This is a genomic window from Pseudomonas sp. D1HM (assembly GCF_019266105.1).
Taxonomy (GTDB): domain Bacteria; phylum Pseudomonadota; class Gammaproteobacteria; order Pseudomonadales; family Pseudomonadaceae; genus Aquipseudomonas; species Aquipseudomonas taetrolens.
Genome location: NZ_LRMN01000025.1, coordinates 87,980 through 107,051, shown reverse-complemented (window position 1 = coordinate 107,051; position 19,072 = coordinate 87,980). Strand labels below are relative to the sequence as shown.

The following is a 19,072-nucleotide window of genomic DNA, read 5'->3' as shown; positions in this document are numbered from 1 at the left end:
TTTTATCTGGGAATTATTCGATCACTTCAATCGGTTAGTTTCACTGGCGGCTGATAGATCAAACGACGGGTTTGCAGATCTTCGCGACGAAAACGCTCGATGAGACGCTCTTGGGCATGGTCGGCCTGGGTCACCCGAACCTGTTGGCGCAAGTATTCCAGCCAGGACTCGACAATAAAGCGCTCGCTGTAGAGTTGCGGGTCCGCCATGTCGCGGTACAAACGCCAGTTTTGCGCGCCGTTGCGCCGTCGCGCCTTGCCTACCGTGTATACAGCGGCCAGAAAGTCATCGCGGTCCGGCGCAGCCACCTGGTACACAATCTCCACCGATACCGGTCCATCGGAATGGGACACCGGACTGGCCAGCTGGAGTGTGTCGGTCAACTGCACCTCGGCAAAGTCTGCTTCCTGGCCCAGTTCCACATGGCCATTTCGGGTCAGCGCGATGCCGACCAGCAACAACAGTGTCGAGAGCAACAAGCTCTGGCTCAACCCCAGATACTCGGCCAATGCCCCCCATATCGCACCGCCGGCCGCCATCGCGCCCATCAGGATCAACACATAGACCGATGCGACCCGTGCGCGCACCCAATTGGCGGCATAGGTTTGCACCACCGTGGAAATGGTCGCGTTGACCGCCATCCAGCCGAACCCCGCCAGCAGCATCATCGCGCAGACCGCATAGCGGTTGTTGGATAGCGCGGCAGTGAGGGTGGCGAGGGCAAAGGAGATGGCGCCGCAAACCAGCAGATGACGCATGCCCAATACGCGATACAGCCGCGGCAAGCTGAGCGCAGCCAACACTGCACCGGCGCCAAGAAACGCCATGAGCAAGCCATAACCACCGGCATCCATACCCAATTCCTGCTTGGCCACCAGCGGCATCAAGGCCCACAAAGCGCTGGCACTCGTGGTGAACACCAGAACCTGCTTCATGGCGCTGAACAGGACCGCTGAATGCCGGATATAGCGCAGGCCACTGCGCATGCCACCGGTCAGGGTTTCCGGTGGCAAGCCCACGGCAGGCGGGTTGGGAGCGATACGAAAGAGGAATAGCAGCACCGCGAACATACACAGCGCGATCACCAGAAATACCGAGGTCGTGTTCCAGTATGCAATCAGTGCACCCGCCAACGCGGGGCCCAAAGCGCGGGTGGCGTTGATGGAAATTCCGTTCAAGGACACTGCGGCCGGCACCTGGTCGCGGGGCAGTACACCTACCATGGTCACCATCCACGCCGACATGCCCAGCGCACTGCCAGTACCGAGCACAAAGGTAAACGCCAACAAGCCCCAGGTTTCCAGGTGCGCGCTGTACGCCAGCACACACAACACCAGTGCGGCGAACAGCATCATGCACTGGGTAATGATCAGCCAACTGCGACGGTCCACCCGATCGGCAATCACCCCACCGGGAAAGGCAAACAGGAATACCGGCAGGGTCACGGCGGTTTGCACCAGAGAGACCATGGCTGCCGACGTCGTCAATGTGGTCATGATCCACGCCGCGGCGACCGTCTGCATCCAGATAGCCATGTTGACCACTGCGGCTGCCAGCCATAAGCCGCGGAACGCTTTGTTGCGAAACGGCGCCCACGCCGAACCCTCGCTCATCATCACTCCTCAGCGTCTATTCCTGTCAAAATCAGCGGGTTAGTTACCCAGCGGCTGACCCAGTCGCCCAGCCGCACGTGCGGGGCAGAGCTGGCGTGGCAGAGCGACGGTATTGCGCAGTCGGCCGACGCCTTGGATTTCAGCCTCGACCCGATCACCCGGCCGCAAAAAGCGCCCGCTTTCCAGGCCCACACCGTGGGTAGAACCGGTAAACACCAGGTCGCCAGGACGCAGACTGATGCGTGCATCCAGATAATTGAGCAACTCATCCAAAGGAAAAATCATCTGCCGCGTATTGTCCTGCTGGCGCAGCTCGTAGTTGACGCTGAGGCGTATATCCAGCGCCGGTTGCCCCGTTACGCCCAATTCGTCTGCCGTCACAATCCAGGGACCTACCGGAGTAGTGCGGTCCATGGCTTTCTGGGTCAACAAGTCCAAGCGGCCGATCTGTTTACCGGCATCTCGAGCACTGATGTCATTGCCCACCGTGTACCCCAGCAGGCAGTCGCTGGCATGGGGTTCATCCAGCAACGGTCGGCCCACCACTGCGACCAATTCGACCTCATAGTCAAGCTGGGTTGTCAGCGGCGAATATTCGATCTCGTCATTGGCGCCGACCAGCGCTGACTCAGGTTTCATGTAGGCCAGAGGGTGTGCCGGCGCATCACTGCCGAGGCGCTTGAGGTGGCTGAGGTAATTGAGACCCACACCAAACACCCGACTGCCCGGTTCCAGCGGCGCAAGCAGGCGCGCAGCCGACAACGGCAACCAATCGCCACTCAGGTCCAGGGCGTCTGACGCAAGATCCGCCCCTAGCCCGGCCCAGTGGGTGAACGGCGCATCAATACGCCGCAGGCGGTCAGTTTGCGCATCCAGCAACGCCCAGAACGCTTGCCCTGCAACTTCGACCCGCGCCAGACGCATGTCAGCGCTTGGCCAGGTACGTCGGCAGGTACTCGGCGTCGAGCACTTCTTCCGGTGTCTTGACGCTGGCGCCGAGAATTGGCCCGACCATTTCGTGGCCCCACAGGCTGAGTTTTTCCGGATTCAGCTCGTAGGGATCGCCTTGCCATGGCTCGATTTCAGCAATGGTCTCGAAGGCAAACCCGGACGGATTGAAATGGTAAAACGACAGATGGGGGTCCTGGGCATGTTGGCCGAGGGTCATCATCATCGGCAGTTCACGCTGACGCACGATGTCGTAGGTCTCACCGACATCACGCACGTTGCGCACAAACAACCCGACATGCTGCACGCCCATGCGACCCGGCCCGTGGCCATACGCGATGTCATGACTGGTGTGATGGTTGAGTTTGGAGCGGAAGAATCCGGTTCGTCCTTTGCCCGCACCGGCGCCATACCAACTGAAACCCATGACGTTAAGCAGGAAGTCCTCCAGTTCTGGCGTGTAGTCCGGAGTGATCAGCACCACATGACCCGCACCTCGTTCGTCGGCAAGGAAACCACTGTGCGGACGGCCCGGCTGGAACGAGCGCGGCATCCATTTTTGCCCGTAAAACAATTCGTGCTGATACCCCACCGGGTCACGAAAACGCACTATTTCACGCACGCCACGCTTTTCGCACAGTTCAGCGTCACCGCGGGTGAAGTCGATATTGGCGGCCGCCAGCTTCTTGATACCGTCCTCGAACGCCATGCGCCCCACCGCTTCCCAACCGATGTAGACAATTCGGTCAACCTTGCCTGGATGGAAAGCGAAGCGATGGCGGCGATCATCGATTTTGAAGTACAGCGAATCGGGGTCACTCTCGGGGTTCTTGCCGATGCCAAAACCCATCACCTGCGGGCCGTACTCGCGCCACGCGTCGAGATTGGGGGTCTCAAAGCCCATGTAACCGATACCGATGATGTCCACGTTATTCACCTTGTTATTGTTCGAGATGAAAGGGTGCCGGTAGCCCTTGCCAGGGCGCCGCGCGTGCTAGATCGCGAGTAACCCGCCGTCGATGACGAAGTCCGAACCGGTAATGAATGAAGCTTCATCCGAGGCGACAAAGACCGCCATCGCCACCACTTCCTCGGGTTCGCCGGGGCGATCCATCAATACCCCATCCAGCAGCATCGCGCGCATTTTTGGGTCTTCCAGAAACGGCCGGGTGCCCGGCGTCGCGACAAATCCCGGGCTCAAACTGACCGCACGGATACCGAACGGCGCGCCTTCTACCGCCAACTGGCGAGTGAAGGACACCACAGCGCCCTTGGCAGCGGAATGCGCGGAAATGCCGGCGACTTTCGAGCCACCCCACGCGGCGGTGGACGATACGTTGATGATCACTCCGCGCTGTTCGGCCAAGTGGTGCCAGGCATATTTGGTGGTATAGAACAGCAGGTCGATTTCGTTGCGCATGGTGTACTGCCAATCTTCGATCGACAGCTCGCTGACCAGCCCGAATCGTGCGGCGGAAGCGTTGTTGTAGAGAATGTCGATGCGCCCGTGTTCAGCTACGGCGGCATCGATCCAGACCTTGGCCTGTTCGTGATCGCCCAGGTCCACGGGTGCCGAGCCATACAGGGTAAACCCCTCGGCTCGCATCAAGGCTGCCGTCTCCTCGTGGCCTTCGGCATTGAAATCGCAACCGACCACAATCGCCCCTTCGCGGGCAAAACGCAACGCCGCCGCCCTGCCCTGGCCGCCGCCAGTACCGGTAATCAGCGCGACCTTGTTTGGTAATCGTCCCATAAGCACATCCTCACCTCAGTGGTTATCACGTTGCGGCTGACGCTCACGCCATCAAACAGCTTCGTCATCCGGGGTGATGGGCTCAAGCCAGATGGCCTCCGCAGGGCAGGCGGCTGCACCCTCACGAGCCTCCTCCTCCAACTCCGGTGGCACACGGGCATCGTCGAGGTACACCATGCCATCGGCATCAAGCTTGTACAGGCTGGGACAAATCGCAGCACACAAACCATAACCACAGCAGCGGCTTCGGTCGGCCACCGCTTTGAATTGCGCTTTTTCTGAACTCATTTTTTTCTCCTTTATCAGGTTCAGCCCCTGCAAATTATGAACACTTATTTATTTTATGTGCAATTAATTTTTAACGCGGATATGCTGAGACTCATCCGCTGTCGCTAATCACTGCCTTGGCATCAAAACGGGTGAATCGCAGCAGGATGTTGAACACGGTTGGCTTCAGAGTGATTCAACAGTGGGTGCAACGCATGAAATTCGTTTGTCCGTTAGTCAGATAGCTGCGCTGGACAAATCCGAATTTCTGATTTTATTCTGATTAAAAAACCAGATTCTGTTCAAAGAATCTGCTGGCGGTGGTCCACATCACCACTTGTAGCAGTGCTTGGCTCAACAAAACCTATAAGGAAGCCAACTTCATGCACCCGTCTAGAAACGAAGCGGCAATCGATCTGCGCGAGTTCCGCCAAAGCTGGAAAATCCTGATTTTGTCGGTCGCCGGAGTGGCCATCAGCATCAACGCCGCCCTGCTCTATGGCTTCGGCACACTGGTCGTGCCGCTCGGCGATGCCTTTGGCTGGAGCAAAAGTGAACTGCAAGCCTGCATCACCTTTCTGTTTGGCGGCGCGGTGGTGTCATTGCAGTTGGTGGGTTGGTTCAACCTGCGCTACGGCATGAAGCGCGTTACGGTTATTTCCCTGCTGCTGTTATCACTCGGCTACCTGGCGACCACGCAACTGACCCAATCGATATGGTCGATGTACATCGCCTTTGCGCTACTGCCCATCGTCGGCATGGGCGCGCTGGCGGTGACCTGGACCCAACTGATCAGCCTTTGGTTCGACAGCAATCGCGGCCTGGCGCTAGCCATTGGTCTGTCCGGGACCGGCGTCACCGCCGCCACCATCCCTCGCCTGATGGCTTGGGGCATAGAGCAATGGGACTGGCGTGCGGCCTTCGTGATTCTCGCGCTGCTCAACCTTTTGGTTCTGCTGCCGCTGATTCTGCTGTGGTTCAAGCTACCCACTGTTGCAGGTCACCGTGACGACGGCCATGCGCTGGAGCAATTGCCCGGCATGTCTTTTCGTGAAGGTATGGGCTCGCTGAAATTCTGGACCTGCAACCTGGCGCTCAGCCTGGTGATTTCTTCGATTGTCGGCATGGTCACCAGCACCGTGCCCATGCTGCAATCCCGAGGTCTGTCCGCTGGGGACGCGGCCACCATCTTCAGCTGTTTCGGTATTTCGCTGATCTTCGGCCGAATGCTGATTGGTTATTTGCTCGATCGCCTGTGGCCGCCAGCCGTGTCTGCACTAAGCCTGGTGCTACCCGCCGTCGGTTGTTTCATCTACCTGAGCCCAACCACCGAATTTGCCCCGCTCATGCTGGCAGCGGTGCTGGTTGGTTTCGGCGCCGGGGCGGAGTTCGATATTGCCGCATTCCTGATTGCCCGCTACTTCGGCCTGCGCGAATACGGCCGCCTGTTCGGCGTGCATCAGGGCCTGAATACCGTGGCCTCGGCGCTGGCCCCGCTGCTCTTCGCGTACATGCTGGCGCGCACCGGTTCGTATAGCGCGATGCTGGTGTACAGCGCCGCTTGCTGCCTGATCGGTCCGCTGTTGCTACTGACCCTGGGGCGTGTGCCGCGCTTCAATGCGCAAACCATTCCCAGACAATCCTGAGCCCCACCCAACAAGATCGGAGCAGAACATGCCCACATTGACGTTTATTGAACACAACGGCACCGCCCATCAGGTCAAAGGCGACATCGGCCAATCAGTGATGCAAGCCGCGACCTTCGCCTCGGTGCCGGGTATTTCTGCGGACTGCGGTGGTGCATGCAGTTGTGCCACCTGCCACACCTACATTGACGATGCCTGGCTGGGCAAAGTGCAAGCGGCGGAAGGCATGGAGAACGACATGCTCGAGTACGCTTTCGAGCGCCGTGACAGCAGCCGCTTGAGCTGTCAAATGATCATCAGCGAAGACATGGACGGCATGGTTCTGCACCTGCCGTCGTCGCAATTCTGAATGCGCTTGAAGGAGCTCCCATGACCCTCGCCTCAGTCGTTATCGTCGGTGCTGGCCAGGCCGGATTTCAGGTCGCTGCCTCCCTGCGTCAGGAAGGCTTTGACGGGCGCATCACCCTGATAGGCGATGAGCCAGGCCTGCCCTACCAGCGCCCGCCATTGTCCAAGGCCTATCTGCTCGGCAAGATTCAGGCGACCAATCTGCTGTTTCGTCCTGCGGATTTCTACACCACCCAGCGCATTGAACTGCTGCATGACCAGGCAACCGCGATCGACCGCCTGAACCGACGCGTGATATTGGCCTCGGGTGCTGCCGTCAGTTACGACCATTTGGTGCTGGCGACCGGCGCGCACAACCGCCCCCTGCCGGTTCCTGGCGCAGAGCTGCCGCAAGTGTTCGGTATCAAAACCAAAGCCGATGCCGACTCGCTGGCGCCGCTGGCTAAAGAAGCGCGCAACGTGGTGGTGATTGGTGCCGGGTTTATCGGCCTCGAGTTCGCGGCAGTGGCCGCTGCCCTAGGGGCTAACGTGCACGTACTGGAGCTGGGCGAGCGTCCCATGGCCCGCGCCGTTTCGCGGGAGATGTCCGAGCTGTTTCGCCAGGCACATGAAGCCTGGGGTGTGCATTTTGACTTTCGCCAAGGCTTGAGCCGCATCGACGGCGACAACGGCAATGTGTGCGCGGTGCAAACCGGTGATGGACGTGCGCTCCCAGCTGACCTGGTGGTGTTTGGTATCGGTGTGATCCCCAATGCACAACTGGCGACTGAAGCCGGTCTGGACATCGAGAACGGCATCAAGGTGGACGCCAGTCTGCTGACCTCTGACCCGCAAATTTCCGCAGTGGGGGATGTCGCCAGCTTCCCATGCCTGCAAAACAATGAGTTACACACCCGCCTCGAGTCGGTGCAGAACGCCATCGACCAGGCCCGCGCAGTGGCTGCACGCTTGATGGGCAAACCAGCGCCTTATAGCGCCCTCCCCTGGTTCTGGACCGACCAAGGCAACTTGAAACTGCAGATCGCCGGACTCTCCCATGGCTATGACAGTACCGTCGTGCTCGGTTCAGTCGAAGAACATCAAGCGTCCGTGCTGTGCTTCCGCAATGACCGTCTGGTGGCCGTGGAGTCCTGTAATCGCATGGGCGATCACATGGCGGCGCGCAAGATTCTCGCTCGCGCGCCCAAGCTGACGGCAGTCGAAGCCGCCACTGACGGGTTCGATCTGAAAGCTTGGGAAGCGGCCAACCGCGACTGAGCGTCGCACTGATCTTTCACGCCCGCTGCCGCGCCCGCCTCAAAGCTGACGCGGCATTTTTTTGCACAACGACTGGAGCGATGCAATGAACAAAGTCTGGTTTATTACCGGTGCGGCCCGAGGCTTGGGTGCTGCGATCGCCAAAGCCGCGTTGGCCGACGGTGACCGTGTGGTGGTCAGCGGCCGGCGTATCGAACCGCTTGAAAACGTCTTCGCCGAGTACGGTGAGCGCGTTATGGCAGTGGCCCTGGATGTGACCGACGAAGCCCAGGCGCTTGCCGCCGTAGAGACTGCCGTCGGGCGTTTTGGACGAATCGATGTGCTGGTCAACAACGCCGGTTATGGCCAACTGGCGCCGTTTGAAGACAATTTCGCCAGCGACGCCGCCCAGCAATTCGCGACCAATGTGTTTGGTGTGTTCAACGTCTGCCGCGCCGTGCTGCCTGTCATGCGTCAGCAACGCAGCGGCCGGGTGTTCAACGTGTCTTCAATGGGGGGCATGGTCGGGATGGGCGGTGCGGCGTTGTACTGCGCATCCAAGTTTGCCGTGGAAGGTTTTTCCGAATCCCTGGTCCAGGAAGTGACGCAGTTCGGCATCAAGGTCACGCTGGTGGAGCCCGGGGTTTTCCGTACGGACTTTCTCGACCCCAGCTCCGCGGTCTTCGGTACCCGCGGGCTGGAGGATTACGCTGCATTCACCGCCAAGGTCAAAAGCGCTTCGGCCGCCTACAACCATCAGCAAACCGGCAACCCGGCGAAACTGGGCGATGCGCTGGTGCACCTGGCCAACAGCGAACATCCACCGTTGCGTTATCTGGCGGGCTCCGACGCTTATCAGCAGGTCAGCGACAAGCTCAACAGGATGCTCGCGGAAATCGAGCAATGGCAGCAGTTGTCCCATTCCACCGATGGCGTCTAGGCGCCGACGCGCACAGCCTTTCTGACGAGGCTGTGCGCAACGATTACTGGTTGATGAAGTAACGTACGGACAACTTTCCATCTTCGAACCGATACAACTCGATCGTTTCGATGCCACCTTCCTGCTCACGAAAGGCGTTCAGGTGATGGCACGCCGCTTCATTGCCATTGACGATGCACTGGCGCACCTCGACGCGAACCCTGGTTTGCTGCTGCGCCCACATGCCTTCCAGCACCTGCCATGCATCAGCCTGCGGCTTGCCGACGTATTCGATACTCAAGCCGTTGGACGAGACGCTGCGATAGTGAGCGAAAAAGCCCTCTTTATCGCCTCGGTTCCAGCAGTCGATCTGCCCGTGCAGAAAGTGCTCGATGGTGTGTTTGTCCATGTTCATTTCACGTTCATCCTCAAGTGGGTTCAGGCATGTGGTCGTAGCTGGAGGTTTTGCTGACGGGCGAGGAAACTTAGCTCCATCCTCAACCACAGCAGAATGGTCGGGCCGATAATGGCGCAGCAGAAACAGCACACCAGCACGGCGGAATAGCTGCCGTACAGGTCATAAAGATGGCCGAACAGCATGGGCACCAGACCGGAAACAATGGTGATCAGGCACAGGTGCAGACCAAATATCCGCGCGTAGTCCTTCAAGCCGAAATAGCGCGCCATCAGGAATGCCGCCAGATCGAACTCAGCTCCGGCACTGGCGCCGATGCACAGGGTCGCCAACACCAGCAACGGTGTGTTCTGCGCCCCGCCAAAGAGAAAGATCGCGCAGCCCAATGCGGGTAGCGCCAGGCTCACGGCGGCCACCACCGAAGGTGAATAGCGGTCCAGCAGATAACCCACCAACAAACGCCCGCCGATGATGGAAATACCAAAGGTGCTGAAGATCTGGCTGGCTTGCTGCGCACTCAGGCCCTTGCTTTGCAGCATCGGCACCATGTTGGTGACCATGCCGACGGTCAACGACACCGACAATATCAACGCGACGTTAAAGCCCCAGTACATGCCTGAGCGCAATGCTTGTTTGAAGGACATGCCGGACAGCTCCGGAAGTTCCTTCTGCGTTGTCGCGTCAGGACTGGCGAGCAGCGCCGGCATGCGCAGCCACATCAATGACAAGGGCAGCGTAAACAGCAAAGGCATTGCGCCCAATGCAATAAACCCGGCTTGCCAACCGTAGGCGGCAATCAGCCGCGACAACAGGGGTGGCAGAATCATTGCCATCAGCCCGGTGCCACACAAAATCACGGCCAGCGCCAGTCCACGGTTACGCTCGAACCAAAGGTTGACCAATTGCGTCCAGGTGATCGCAATGGTGCCGGCACAGATGATCGGCATGCTGAAAAACGCCAGGTACAACCAGCCGATCGAACCCTGAATCCGCGTGATCGCAAAGTAACCGACGATCTGCAGCACGATCGAAACAATCGCCACCCGGCGCAGGCCGAAGCGACGGTACAGCCAGCCGACCAGTTGCGTGGAAATCGCCACCCCGGCGAAGAGAAAGGTGATGGAGGCTTGCAAGTCGCCCCGGCTCCAGCCGAACGCCTGTTCCAGCGGAATCACCAGGGTGCCGAAGGCGTACAGCAACGCAGCGGTAATGCTGGTGCAGATGCCAAACAGGCCTAACACAACCACGCGCCAGCCGCGCCTGAACTCGGTAAAATCATTGCCAGCGTGGGCCGTGGTGTTGCTACTGCGTGTATCCGATGTCATGACCTGACTCCCATCGCGGACGTGCGACTTGATTAATGGCCCTTGAGGATTTCTTCGACCTTGGGCAACGCGATCATGGTGGCGCCGCCATCCACCAGCAACGAGGTGCCAGTGATATAGGAAGCCTCGTTGGAGGTCAGAAACAGTACGGCGTTGGCAATGTCGGCGGACTCGCCCAGACGCCCTACCGGGAAATGTGCAGCGAGTTTATGCGGCAGTTCATTGCCAAGGGTTTCGAGCATGTGGTCAGTGCCGATCAGTCCGGGCTCGACGACGTTGACCAGAATATTCATGGCGCCGAATTCCACCGCCAGGCCACGGGCGAAGGCATTCATGAAGGCTTTGCTGGAACCATAGGCAATCAGTCGAGGGGTGTATTTGCGGTTGGCTTCGCCGGACGAGATGAAAATCAGCCGGCCTTTGTCGGCGGCTTTCGACAGATAAGGTGCGCAGTCCTTGGCCAACCAGAACAACGATTGAATATTGCTGCGAACGATGTGATCAAAAGTGTCATCGGCCATTTCGGCGATCAGCCCGTGACTAGTATCGGCGGCGCAATGCACCACGATGTCCAGGCCACCAAAGTGCTCTACACCACCTTGCACCATTGACTTGATCGCCTCGCGGTCGGCGATGTCGCCACCGACCAGGCAGGCTTGCGCACCCAGGGCCTTGATCTGTGCGATCGTTTCTTCACCGTATCGAGCGGTGCGTGCCGACACCACCACCTTGGCGCCTTCTCGGGCATAGGCCAGGGCAATGGCGCGGCCCATGCCTCGGCCGGCACCAGTGACCAGCACGACTTTGTCACGGAATTTCATCGTGATTCCTCATTGTTGTTATTAGAGAGGCTACTGATGCAGCGTATGCGCCGGATAATGATCGCAACCCGGCGCACCCGGCTGATTACAGGTCCTTGCCTGGAACGTTGCGGGCCGAGCCGTTACGCCGGTCCGATTCACCCCAGCCCAGCCAGTGCGAAGGCTCGCGGGTATCGCCAACCCGACGCCAGCGCCCTTCCTGCTGCGCCGTGATCGGGAAGCCGCCGACGAAGTCGATCATCTCGCCCTTCTCATCAGGCAAAAACTCCCACTCTTCCTTGCCTTCCAGCACGATTTTCGCGGACTTCAGGAAGTAGCTGCCGTCCTTGTGTTCGGTTTGTCCTTCGATATCGGTGGTGACCCGAACCTCGCCTTTCTCATTGTTGAAAATGGCGTAGCCCAAATGGTCGTGACCGACCATGAAAGAGCCGGTATCCCAGGTGCCGTCTTTATAAACGGTGACAAAGGACCACCAGATCACATGCTTGTTGTTGTTCACCACCAGGTCTTTCTTGAAGTGAATGGCGCCGCCTTCGGCCATGTAGAACTGGTCCAGTGCCATGGCGCCCTTGACCGGACGCCCCTCACAGACACCGGCGATGTCCCACAACTGCGAAACGTAGAAGGTGCCCCATTCCACGCCGGGCAAATACCACTGCAGTCCCGGACCGAGCAGACGCCCTTCGAGGTGAAACAGGCCTTCTTCTTTCCAGGTCAGCCGTTCGCTGCTAGCAGTGATTTCCCAGCCGTTGCCGGCTTCACCCGGTTGGCTGGCCCAGCGCGCGACATCGCCTTCCAGGCTGTGCACCGGCAGCGGTGTCAGCGCCTGGCGGGCCATTTTTTCGTGGTCCATGCGCAGGTTGACGTTATCGACGTGATTGTTCAGGTAAAAGAACTTAGTCGGGTTCGGTGTGCCGTTGGGCGCCATCAGCGAGCGGACGAAGGAATAGATATTGCCTTGCTCATCGCGCACAGATCCGAACGGCGAACTCTTGCTCAGGTGCAGGCCGAAGAAGCCGCGTTCCGATGACATCGACGCGCCTGTGACCTGGTGCGGCCCAACCAATTGTTGGAAGCCGAAATCACCGCGTTCTGGAATGGTTTTAAACGTTCTCATAATGCCCTCTGTTGTTTTTGTTGAGGCCTGGAAACGGATTTTCAGCCTGGTTCAGTCCCAGATCACCGGGAGCTTGGACACGCCGCGCAGTTGCGCACCGCCTATCAGCGGCACAGGCTCGCTCGGGTCGAGGCGCAAGTTTGGGAACAGATCGAGGATCGCGTTGACCGCGCAGCTGATCTCCACCTTGGCAACGAACTGACCGATGCACATGTGCGGGCCGAAGCCGAAACCAAAGGAGGGTTTTGGCTTGCGATCAATGTCGAATACATCGGGGTTTTCAAAGGCGTCTTCGTCGCGGTTGGCGGACACCACCATGCATTGGACGAACGAACCCTTGGGGATTTTCACGCCGTGAAATTCCACTTCCCTGGCGGTTTCGCGCACCTTGAAGGTGGCCACTGGTTCAAAGCGCGTGGTTTCGTCCATCAGCTTGCCGATCAGCGAGCGGTCGGCCTTGACTCGGTCCAGTAACCCGGGCGTGGTGAGCAGCAAGGTCATCACCGAGCCGAACATGCGCGTGGTGGTTTCGCCCGCGGCTGGCAACAGCGAGCGAGTGAAGGTGATCACCTCGTGGTCATCCAGCGTGCGCCCTTCGTACTCCGCGCGCAGCAAACGCCCGACTACATCATCGCCTTGGCTGCCCTCTGCACGACGTTGCACCACCACCTCGGCAAGCGCGTCGTACAAACCTTTGACGGCGATGCCGGCCTGACGTCGCGCTTCAACCATTTTGCTCGGGTCAATCTGGTTGCCGCCGACAATGGCCAAGGCCCACGCAGCGTATTGCTTGTACTTGGAGGGCTCATCCGAGGGGAAGCCCATCAAAGCGTACATGACGCGAATCGGCAGCTCGAGGCCAAACTTCATCAAGTCGGCCTTCTTCGCCGGCAACATCGGCTGGATGTACTCCTCGCGAATCACTTGATCGATCTGGGGGCGCCACTTGTTCACGGTCTCCGGCATAAAGGCCGGTTGCAGCAAGGCGCGCACCTTGCGGTGCTCGTCACCGTCCATGGCAAGAATGATCAAACCATCGAAAAACGCTCCAAGACCTTCGGCAATAAAACCGCTGGTATAGGTCGCACCGTCGCGCAGAACAGTCATTACATCCTGGTATTTGAACAAGGCGAAGGTCGGGCGAGTGCCCTGCTGGGTGCCGGCATTGGTCGGCACGCCAAACTGGGTGATGAAGTCGCCTTCATAGATGGGCGATTTCAACCGTTGCTCGCGGCACACCGCGTGAATATCCAGGTCGGTGCCGCGATACATTTCCGACACAGCGGAGTATGCGGTTGCCAGGTCCAGTGCTGCGCTTTCGTTGCTCATCAGGAGCTCCTGTCTTGTTTTTATTCTTCTTGCACACCAAGATTACCCGGCTGCCAACCCATGGTATGTGGTTGTGTCTGCCCCGGTAGTCCGCTTCGTTTGACTCGGGGTCAAACGAAGGCCCCCGGGGAAATGCTTCAAGGTGTGAATAACCTGGCCAAAACTGGCATGAGGAGGACGAGGTGGCGGTAAAGGCAGGAGAAGGTGGCGAACAGGGCAAACGCAATACGATGAATCGCCTGCTCGCGGCAGCGCGCGTGGAGTTCGCCAGAAAAGGCCTGGCTGGTGCGCGAGTGGAAGAAATTGCCCGGGAAGCCGGCGTCACCAAGCAGCTGGTCTACCACTACTACAACTCCAAGGAAGGCCTGTTTGTAGCAGTACTGGATGAGTCCTCGGACAACATCATGTCCGAGCTGGTCAATCTCAATGTCGAAGAGCTTTCACCGCCAGTGGCGATGCGCGCCGTGCTCAACCATTTTTTCGACCAGTACCGTCTGGACCCCTTCCTCGGCAGCCTGGCGCTGGAAGGCATTCGCTACCATGACACCCACGAAACGCCGCGTAACCACTTTCTGGAAATGGCACCGAAGCTGATTGCCAAGCTCGATGCGATTCTGTTGCGGGGGGCGGCCAGTGGTGATTTTCGCGCAGACATCAACCCGCGCCTGTTGTTGGCCAGCGCTTCGCTGGTGACTACTGGCTGGTTTACCAACCGCTATTCGATGTCGGCGCTTGCCGGGCTGGATACGGACTCGGAGCAAGGCATGGCCACGTGGCGGCAGTACTCGGCGGATTTTGTGCTGGCGAGTATTTCGTTGGGGGCAGAAAAAAACGTCGACGGCGTTTAAGCACCGTTCACACACTCTCGCCCAATAAGCTTTCCCTGTGGGAGCGAGCCTGCTCGCTCCCACAGTGGGTTCTCTGTTGGGCTTGGAATCAGCGACCCGCTTCAGTCAGCCTTTTTACGCAAATACTTGCTCACCCGCTTGGCCGCCAAGCGCCCGGCCATGCCATTGACCCCGCCGCCCGGATGAATACCGGCACTGCCCAGATACAACCCCGCCACAGGCAAGGTATCGCCGCCCAAACCGTACGCCGGGCGCATGGTGCTCGAGCGCATCGAGGTGGTGTCGATATGCACCACGCAGCCATTCACCGTGTTCAAGCGCGCAGTAAAATCCGGAGCCGCCTCGATGTGTCGGCCAATCACCTGCCCCTCGATCCCATCGATGTAGTCATACAGCTGTTCCTGTACCTGATCAGCCACCCGCTCACGCAGCGCGTCCCAACCTTCATTGGGATTTACCGGCATCACCGGCGGATAGATGTACAACACATCCTGCCCGGCTGGCGCTTGTGAAGGGTCAGCCGAACTCGGAGCGGCGACGGTGATATAGGGCAATTTCGGTACTTCGCCACGGGCGCAGGCGGCGAAGTTTTCCAGCACGGCTTCTTCGGTGCCGATCAGCATGACGGTTTTACGCAAATCCACGCCATCGCCGCGAATGGCAGCGAAACGTGGCACAGAAATCTGCCCACGCAAGGCAACATCTATCTTTAGTGGCCCCGAGCCTTTACCGTTGGCCGGCGCCATGGCGATGCGGGTCAACAGGTGTTTGGGAATCTCGCCGGGGGTAACCATATCCAGCGCCGGCTTGGGGTGGCAGCCAGCAATGACTGCCCGTGCGGTGAACTGACGACCATCCGCCAGTTTCACGCCTTTGATCAGACCGTCCCTGGCAACGATTTCACTGACGCTGGCCGACACCAGCACTTGCCCGCCCAGCTCTTCCAGTCGAGCCTGCATGGCATTGCTCAACTGCTGCATGCCACCCAATACCCGGCCCACGCCAAAACGATGGAGGAAACCAAGCAAGGCGTAATAGATGCCACCGCCATCGGCGCTGATGTCCCCCGCCAGGCCAGTGAGTGCGCACATTGCGGAAATGGTCACCGGGTGTTCGAAGCGCTCACGCGCCGCCTGCAATGCAGAGCCCGTCATCAGCGCCATCAATTCGGGTTTCAAGGCTTTGTGTTTGATCGCGGTGCCAAGCATTTTCAGCTTCACGCCGAGGTTCGTTTTGGCCGGGTCGACACGCATCATCGGCAGCGCGATATCGAGGAACATGTCGATGACTTTCATGAACTGCAGAAACGCCTCGGCATCCTTGCTGCTGAACCGGCGGATCTCGGCGGCGGTTTTCTCGCGATCGCGCCAGAAGATCAGCGATTGCCCATCCGGGTGCAAGTACACATACCCCGGCGCAAGCTCTATCGATTTGAAACCGTGTCGATCAAGTCCCAGTTCCGCTGGTACATGGGAATGCACGCGCATCGACATCATGTCCAGGGCACAGGGATGAACCAGATGCTGCGGCGCTTCGGGTATCAGGTAACCCGAGGAGGCCATCCCGCCGACCTTGTCCAATGCCTCCAGAACCAGCACCTTCTTGCCTTCCAGGCCCAGGTAGCAGCCAGCCGAAAGGCCATTGGTGCCACCGCCGACGATGATCACATCAAAATCCGTAGTGCTCGCATTTTGGTTCTGGTTCATCAATTAATTCCAAGTCGAAGTTCAACCACAGCGGCACGCGGCGGCTATGGCCGCAAAGATCAACCGCGGCGCACCGCACAGGGTGCGCCGGGCAAGGGTTACATGCCGGTGCGACCCATCTGCGCAAACAGCGCGCGCATCGCCACCAGGGAGGGGGTGTGGCTGCTGAAACCGCCGTCGGCGACCAGCGTGGTGCCGGTGACGAAGGAGGATTCGTCACTGGCCAGGAACGCCACCACATCGGCAATCTGCCGAGGCGTGCCCAGCTCGGCAGTGCAGTGGTTGTCGCGCAGGATGTCGAGCAAGGGTTCAGGCATGGCGTGTTCCGAAGGCGCCAGGCCGATCTGCACGGCGTTGCCGCGAATGCCTTGTTTGCCGTATTGCGAGGCGACCATGCGCGGCAGCATCATCAGCCCCGCCTTGGAGGTGGCGTAGCCGGTCAGGGACATATCGCCCTGCATGCCCAGACCCGAAGTGGCGAAGATAATCGAGCCCTTGCCGTTCTCCAGCATGACCGGAATCACATGTTTGGTGCACAGCACTGCGCCGCGCAGGTTGACGGCGATGGCCCGGTCCCAGGCCTGCATGTCGAGGTTGACAAAATCGCGGTCCAGCTGACGTTGCTCGGCGTTCAGGATCGCCGCGTTGTTGTGCAGAATGTCGATACGGCCAAAATGCTGTTTAACCTGAGCAACCATCGCCCGCACGGCGTCTTCCGAGGACACGTCAGTGGCGATTGCCAAGGCTTGATGACCCTCGGCGAGGAGTGATTGGGCCACGGCTGTGGCCCCCTCGAAATTGATATCGACCACCGCAATACTTGCACCATGCGACGCCAGCACCCGTGCGCACTCAGCGCCCAGGCCGCCACCGGAGCCGGTAATAATGGCCACTCGCCCTGCCAGTTTTCCTGTGCTCATGTTCTATTCCTTATTGTTTTGGGTGGCGCTTTACTCGCCGGTAAACCGCGGTTCGCGCCGCTCGCTGAACGCCTGGGCTGCCTCTCGGGCATCCTTGGTCGGGGCCAGCAAGGCGAACAGATCAAGCTCCAGATCCAGGCCACGCTTGAGGTCCATGTCCAGTGCCGCCCGAGCCGCTTGTTTGACAAAAGCCGACGCGGTGGGTGGTTTGCTGGCGATGCGCTGAGCAAAGGCTCGCACTTCGTCCACCAGGCTGGCATTGTCACTGGCCAAGCGACTGACCAGGCCAATGCGCTGCGCTTGTTCGGCGCCCACCCGGTCTCCAGTGAGCAACATGTCCAACGCCTGGCCCGGTGCAACCACTCGGGAAAGCCGTTGCGTACCACCGCCGCCGGGAATCAGCCCCAGGCCGGTTTCCGGCAGGGCGAACACGGCATCGGGCGCGGCGAAGCGGATGTCACACGCCAGCACCAGTTCCAACCCACCGCCCATGCAATAACCATGAATGGCAGCGATCACCGGTTTGCTGATGCCATCCAGCGCTTCGATCCAGCGCACCTGTTCCATGCGCTGCCGCACTTGCAGGCTCGATTCCGGGCCACGGCGCTCCTTGATATCAGCACCCGCACAAAAGCCTCGCTCACCTTCCCCGCGAATCACGATCACACGAATGTCCAGGTCTTGCTGCAACAGCGCCAGTGCTTGCGGCACGCCCTGACGAATATCGTCGTTGATGGCGTTGATCTGCCGGGGCCGGGTCAGTATTACCCAACCCACCATGGCATCACGCTCAAGGCGCACCGCATCGTTGATCAGCACAGGAGACTGCGTTTTTTGCGCTGTGTTCATACAGGGCACTCCTCGAACTCGAAGACCTGGCCATTGAGTTCTTGTGGGTCGATCTTGATCAACGCACGGCCGCCGACGGCCTCGGAGGATTCGATCCACTGGAACCGCGTGCCGCGTGACCGCAGATCCTCAGCCTTGGCAGCCAGATCGTTGACACCGATGCGGATGTAATACGGACCCGGCCCCCAGTTATTGACGTAGTGGCCGGCGTCGGTGTTCCAGTAGGTCGCCTCAAGGACATCGAGGGTGGCACTGTTCGGCACAGTGAAACCCATACGCGCACGGCGGTAACCTTCGCTGCCGATGCTCTCGACCGGCCCGCTCGGTTCCCAGTCGAGGTTGGTCGATACCTTGCGCAGGGTTTCATCGAGGTCGCGTACCAGGAAGCCACGGGCAGTGACGCGGACCATGTCGCCGGGCTTGAGATCACGCGGCTGCATCGGTGGCAACTGATAGGTTTCCGGCGGCATCTGCAAAGGCTCGGTCGGCATGATCTCAATGCACAAACCGCCATCCACAGTGGGCTGGTAATACGGTTGTTCGGGAGTAGCACCCAGCCACAAGCGGTCGAAGGGCATTTCCGGGGTGCGCTGCGCCATGCGAAACGGCAAGCGACGACGCATCAGTTTGTCGACCAGCGCATCGAACTTGTCCCCGTGCAAGGCCAGCACGATGGAGTGCGTGATCATCGGCCGATGATGCCCCTGGAAATCTTTCAGGCTTTCCAGAAAGTCATGGAACAACGGATCACCGGGGTTCGGCCGATCCAGGTGCCACTGCGGTTCAATGCGCGTAGGCGATACCGCGAGGGATTTGTGTACCCGCAGGAAATGCGCAATATACGGGTGATTATCGAACGCCTGGCGCCAGCGTTCGTGTTTGTAGATGCCGAGCTTGTCGACCAACATTTCCGTCATGCCGTCCGGGTCCGGAACCATCATGTCGGCACTCATCAATAACTCGAACATTGTTCTCTCCTTGCAGTTGCCAGCCAGGTCTGTGCCCGGCTATT

General features: G+C 59.4%; 19 protein-coding genes. 5 read left to right on the top strand and 14 right to left on the bottom strand.

What is annotated here, in order from left to right; all coding sequences use genetic code 11:
- Nucleotides 1–26 precede the first annotated feature (26 nt).
- The 5 genes from AWM69_RS21235 to AWM69_RS21215 all read right to left on the bottom strand — a co-directional run bounded on the left by AWM69_RS21235 (nt 27) and on the right by AWM69_RS21215 (nt 4,602).
- Nucleotides 27–1,613, bottom strand: coding sequence for an MFS transporter (locus tag AWM69_RS21235; protein ID WP_077748092.1), 1,587 nt, complete (start codon nt 1,611–1,613; stop codon nt 27–29).
- Nucleotides 1,614–1,652: 39 nt separating this feature from the next.
- The gene (locus tag AWM69_RS21230) at nt 1,653–2,537 is read right to left on the bottom strand and encodes a fumarylacetoacetate hydrolase family protein (RefSeq protein ID WP_218728337.1); all 885 of its coding nucleotides are present in this window, start codon (nt 2,535–2,537) and stop codon (nt 1,653–1,655) included.
- Between the two features lies 1 nt (nt 2,538).
- The gene (locus AWM69_RS21225) at nt 2,539–3,489 is read right to left on the bottom strand and encodes a VOC family protein (protein ID WP_218728336.1); all 951 of its coding nucleotides are present in this window, start codon (nt 3,487–3,489) and stop codon (nt 2,539–2,541) included.
- A 66-nt stretch (nt 3,490–3,555) separates the two neighbouring features.
- Complete coding sequence (locus AWM69_RS21220; protein ID WP_218728335.1) at nt 3,556–4,314, bottom strand: SDR family NAD(P)-dependent oxidoreductase; 759 nt, start codon at nt 4,312–4,314, stop codon at nt 3,556–3,558.
- A gap of 51 nt (nt 4,315–4,365) precedes the next feature.
- On the bottom strand, nt 4,366–4,602 hold the full coding sequence (locus tag AWM69_RS21215) for a ferredoxin (protein ID WP_020300797.1): 237 nt from the start codon (nt 4,600–4,602) through the stop codon (nt 4,366–4,368).
- Nucleotides 4,603–4,964: 362 nt separating this feature from the next.
- Between AWM69_RS21215 and AWM69_RS21210 the strand changes: the two genes are divergently transcribed.
- The 4 genes from AWM69_RS21210 (at nt 4,965) to AWM69_RS21195 (ending at nt 8,751) form a co-directional block, all read left to right on the top strand.
- Complete coding sequence (locus AWM69_RS21210) at nt 4,965–6,227, top strand: MFS transporter (RefSeq protein ID WP_077748089.1); 1,263 nt, start codon at nt 4,965–4,967, stop codon at nt 6,225–6,227.
- 28 nt (nt 6,228–6,255) lie between these two features.
- Nucleotides 6,256–6,576 carry a 2Fe-2S iron-sulfur cluster-binding protein gene (locus AWM69_RS21205; RefSeq protein ID WP_047531008.1) on the top strand — a complete coding sequence of 107 codons (321 nt, stop codon included), beginning with the start codon at nt 6,256–6,258 and terminating at the stop codon, nt 6,574–6,576.
- 20 nt (nt 6,577–6,596) lie between these two features.
- The gene (locus AWM69_RS21200; RefSeq protein ID WP_060766162.1) at nt 6,597–7,832 is read left to right on the top strand and encodes an NAD(P)/FAD-dependent oxidoreductase; all 1,236 of its coding nucleotides are present in this window, start codon (nt 6,597–6,599) and stop codon (nt 7,830–7,832) included.
- A gap of 85 nt (nt 7,833–7,917) precedes the next feature.
- Nucleotides 7,918–8,751, top strand: coding sequence for an oxidoreductase (locus AWM69_RS21195; RefSeq protein ID WP_218728334.1), 834 nt, complete (start codon nt 7,918–7,920; stop codon nt 8,749–8,751).
- A gap of 43 nt (nt 8,752–8,794) precedes the next feature.
- Here the strand turns inward: AWM69_RS21195 and AWM69_RS21190 are convergent, their stop codons facing one another.
- The 5 genes from AWM69_RS21190 to AWM69_RS21170 all read right to left on the bottom strand — a co-directional run bounded on the left by AWM69_RS21190 (nt 8,795) and on the right by AWM69_RS21170 (nt 13,737).
- Entirely contained in the window at nt 8,795–9,145 is a 351-nt protein-coding gene (locus AWM69_RS21190; protein ID WP_218728333.1) for a nuclear transport factor 2 family protein, read from the bottom strand.
- 23 nt (nt 9,146–9,168) lie between these two features.
- A complete protein-coding gene (locus AWM69_RS21185) occupies nt 9,169–10,470 on the bottom strand; it encodes an MFS transporter (RefSeq protein ID WP_218728332.1) in 1,302 nt (433 codons plus the stop codon).
- A 32-nt stretch (nt 10,471–10,502) separates the two neighbouring features.
- Nucleotides 10,503–11,291, bottom strand: a complete 789-nt coding sequence (locus tag AWM69_RS21180) for an SDR family NAD(P)-dependent oxidoreductase (RefSeq protein WP_047531017.1) — start codon at nt 11,289–11,291, stop codon at nt 10,503–10,505.
- 85 nt (nt 11,292–11,376) lie between these two features.
- The gene (locus tag AWM69_RS21175; protein ID WP_047531019.1) at nt 11,377–12,408 is read right to left on the bottom strand and encodes a hypothetical protein; all 1,032 of its coding nucleotides are present in this window, start codon (nt 12,406–12,408) and stop codon (nt 11,377–11,379) included.
- Nucleotides 12,409–12,459: 51 nt separating this feature from the next.
- Nucleotides 12,460–13,737, bottom strand: a complete 1,278-nt coding sequence (locus AWM69_RS21170) for a cytochrome P450 (RefSeq protein WP_177346229.1) — start codon at nt 13,735–13,737, stop codon at nt 12,460–12,462.
- A gap of 182 nt (nt 13,738–13,919) precedes the next feature.
- Between AWM69_RS21170 and AWM69_RS21165 the strand changes: the two genes are divergently transcribed.
- Nucleotides 13,920–14,585 carry a TetR/AcrR family transcriptional regulator gene (locus AWM69_RS21165; protein ID WP_020300807.1) on the top strand — a complete coding sequence of 222 codons (666 nt, stop codon included), beginning with the start codon at nt 13,920–13,922 and terminating at the stop codon, nt 14,583–14,585.
- 101 nt (nt 14,586–14,686) lie between these two features.
- On the opposite strand, the gene AWM69_RS21160 is transcribed toward AWM69_RS21165, so the two are convergent.
- The 4 genes from AWM69_RS21160 to AWM69_RS21145 form a co-directional block, all read right to left on the bottom strand.
- Complete coding sequence (locus AWM69_RS21160) at nt 14,687–16,291, bottom strand: NAD(P)/FAD-dependent oxidoreductase (protein ID WP_060766166.1); 1,605 nt, start codon at nt 16,289–16,291, stop codon at nt 14,687–14,689.
- Between the two features lie 98 nt (nt 16,292–16,389).
- Nucleotides 16,390–17,211, bottom strand: coding sequence for an SDR family NAD(P)-dependent oxidoreductase (locus AWM69_RS21155; protein WP_032904481.1), 822 nt, complete (start codon nt 17,209–17,211; stop codon nt 16,390–16,392).
- 30 nt (nt 17,212–17,241) lie between these two features.
- The gene (locus AWM69_RS21150; protein WP_218728331.1) at nt 17,242–18,060 is read right to left on the bottom strand and encodes an enoyl-CoA hydratase/isomerase family protein; all 819 of its coding nucleotides are present in this window, start codon (nt 18,058–18,060) and stop codon (nt 17,242–17,244) included.
- Nucleotides 18,057–19,028: a hypothetical protein gene (locus AWM69_RS21145; RefSeq protein ID WP_020300811.1), complete on the bottom strand. Its 972-nt coding sequence runs from the start codon at nt 19,026–19,028 to the stop codon at nt 18,057–18,059. The genes AWM69_RS21150 and AWM69_RS21145 overlap by 4 nt, the downstream gene beginning before the upstream one ends.
- Nucleotides 19,029–19,072 lie beyond the last annotated feature (44 nt).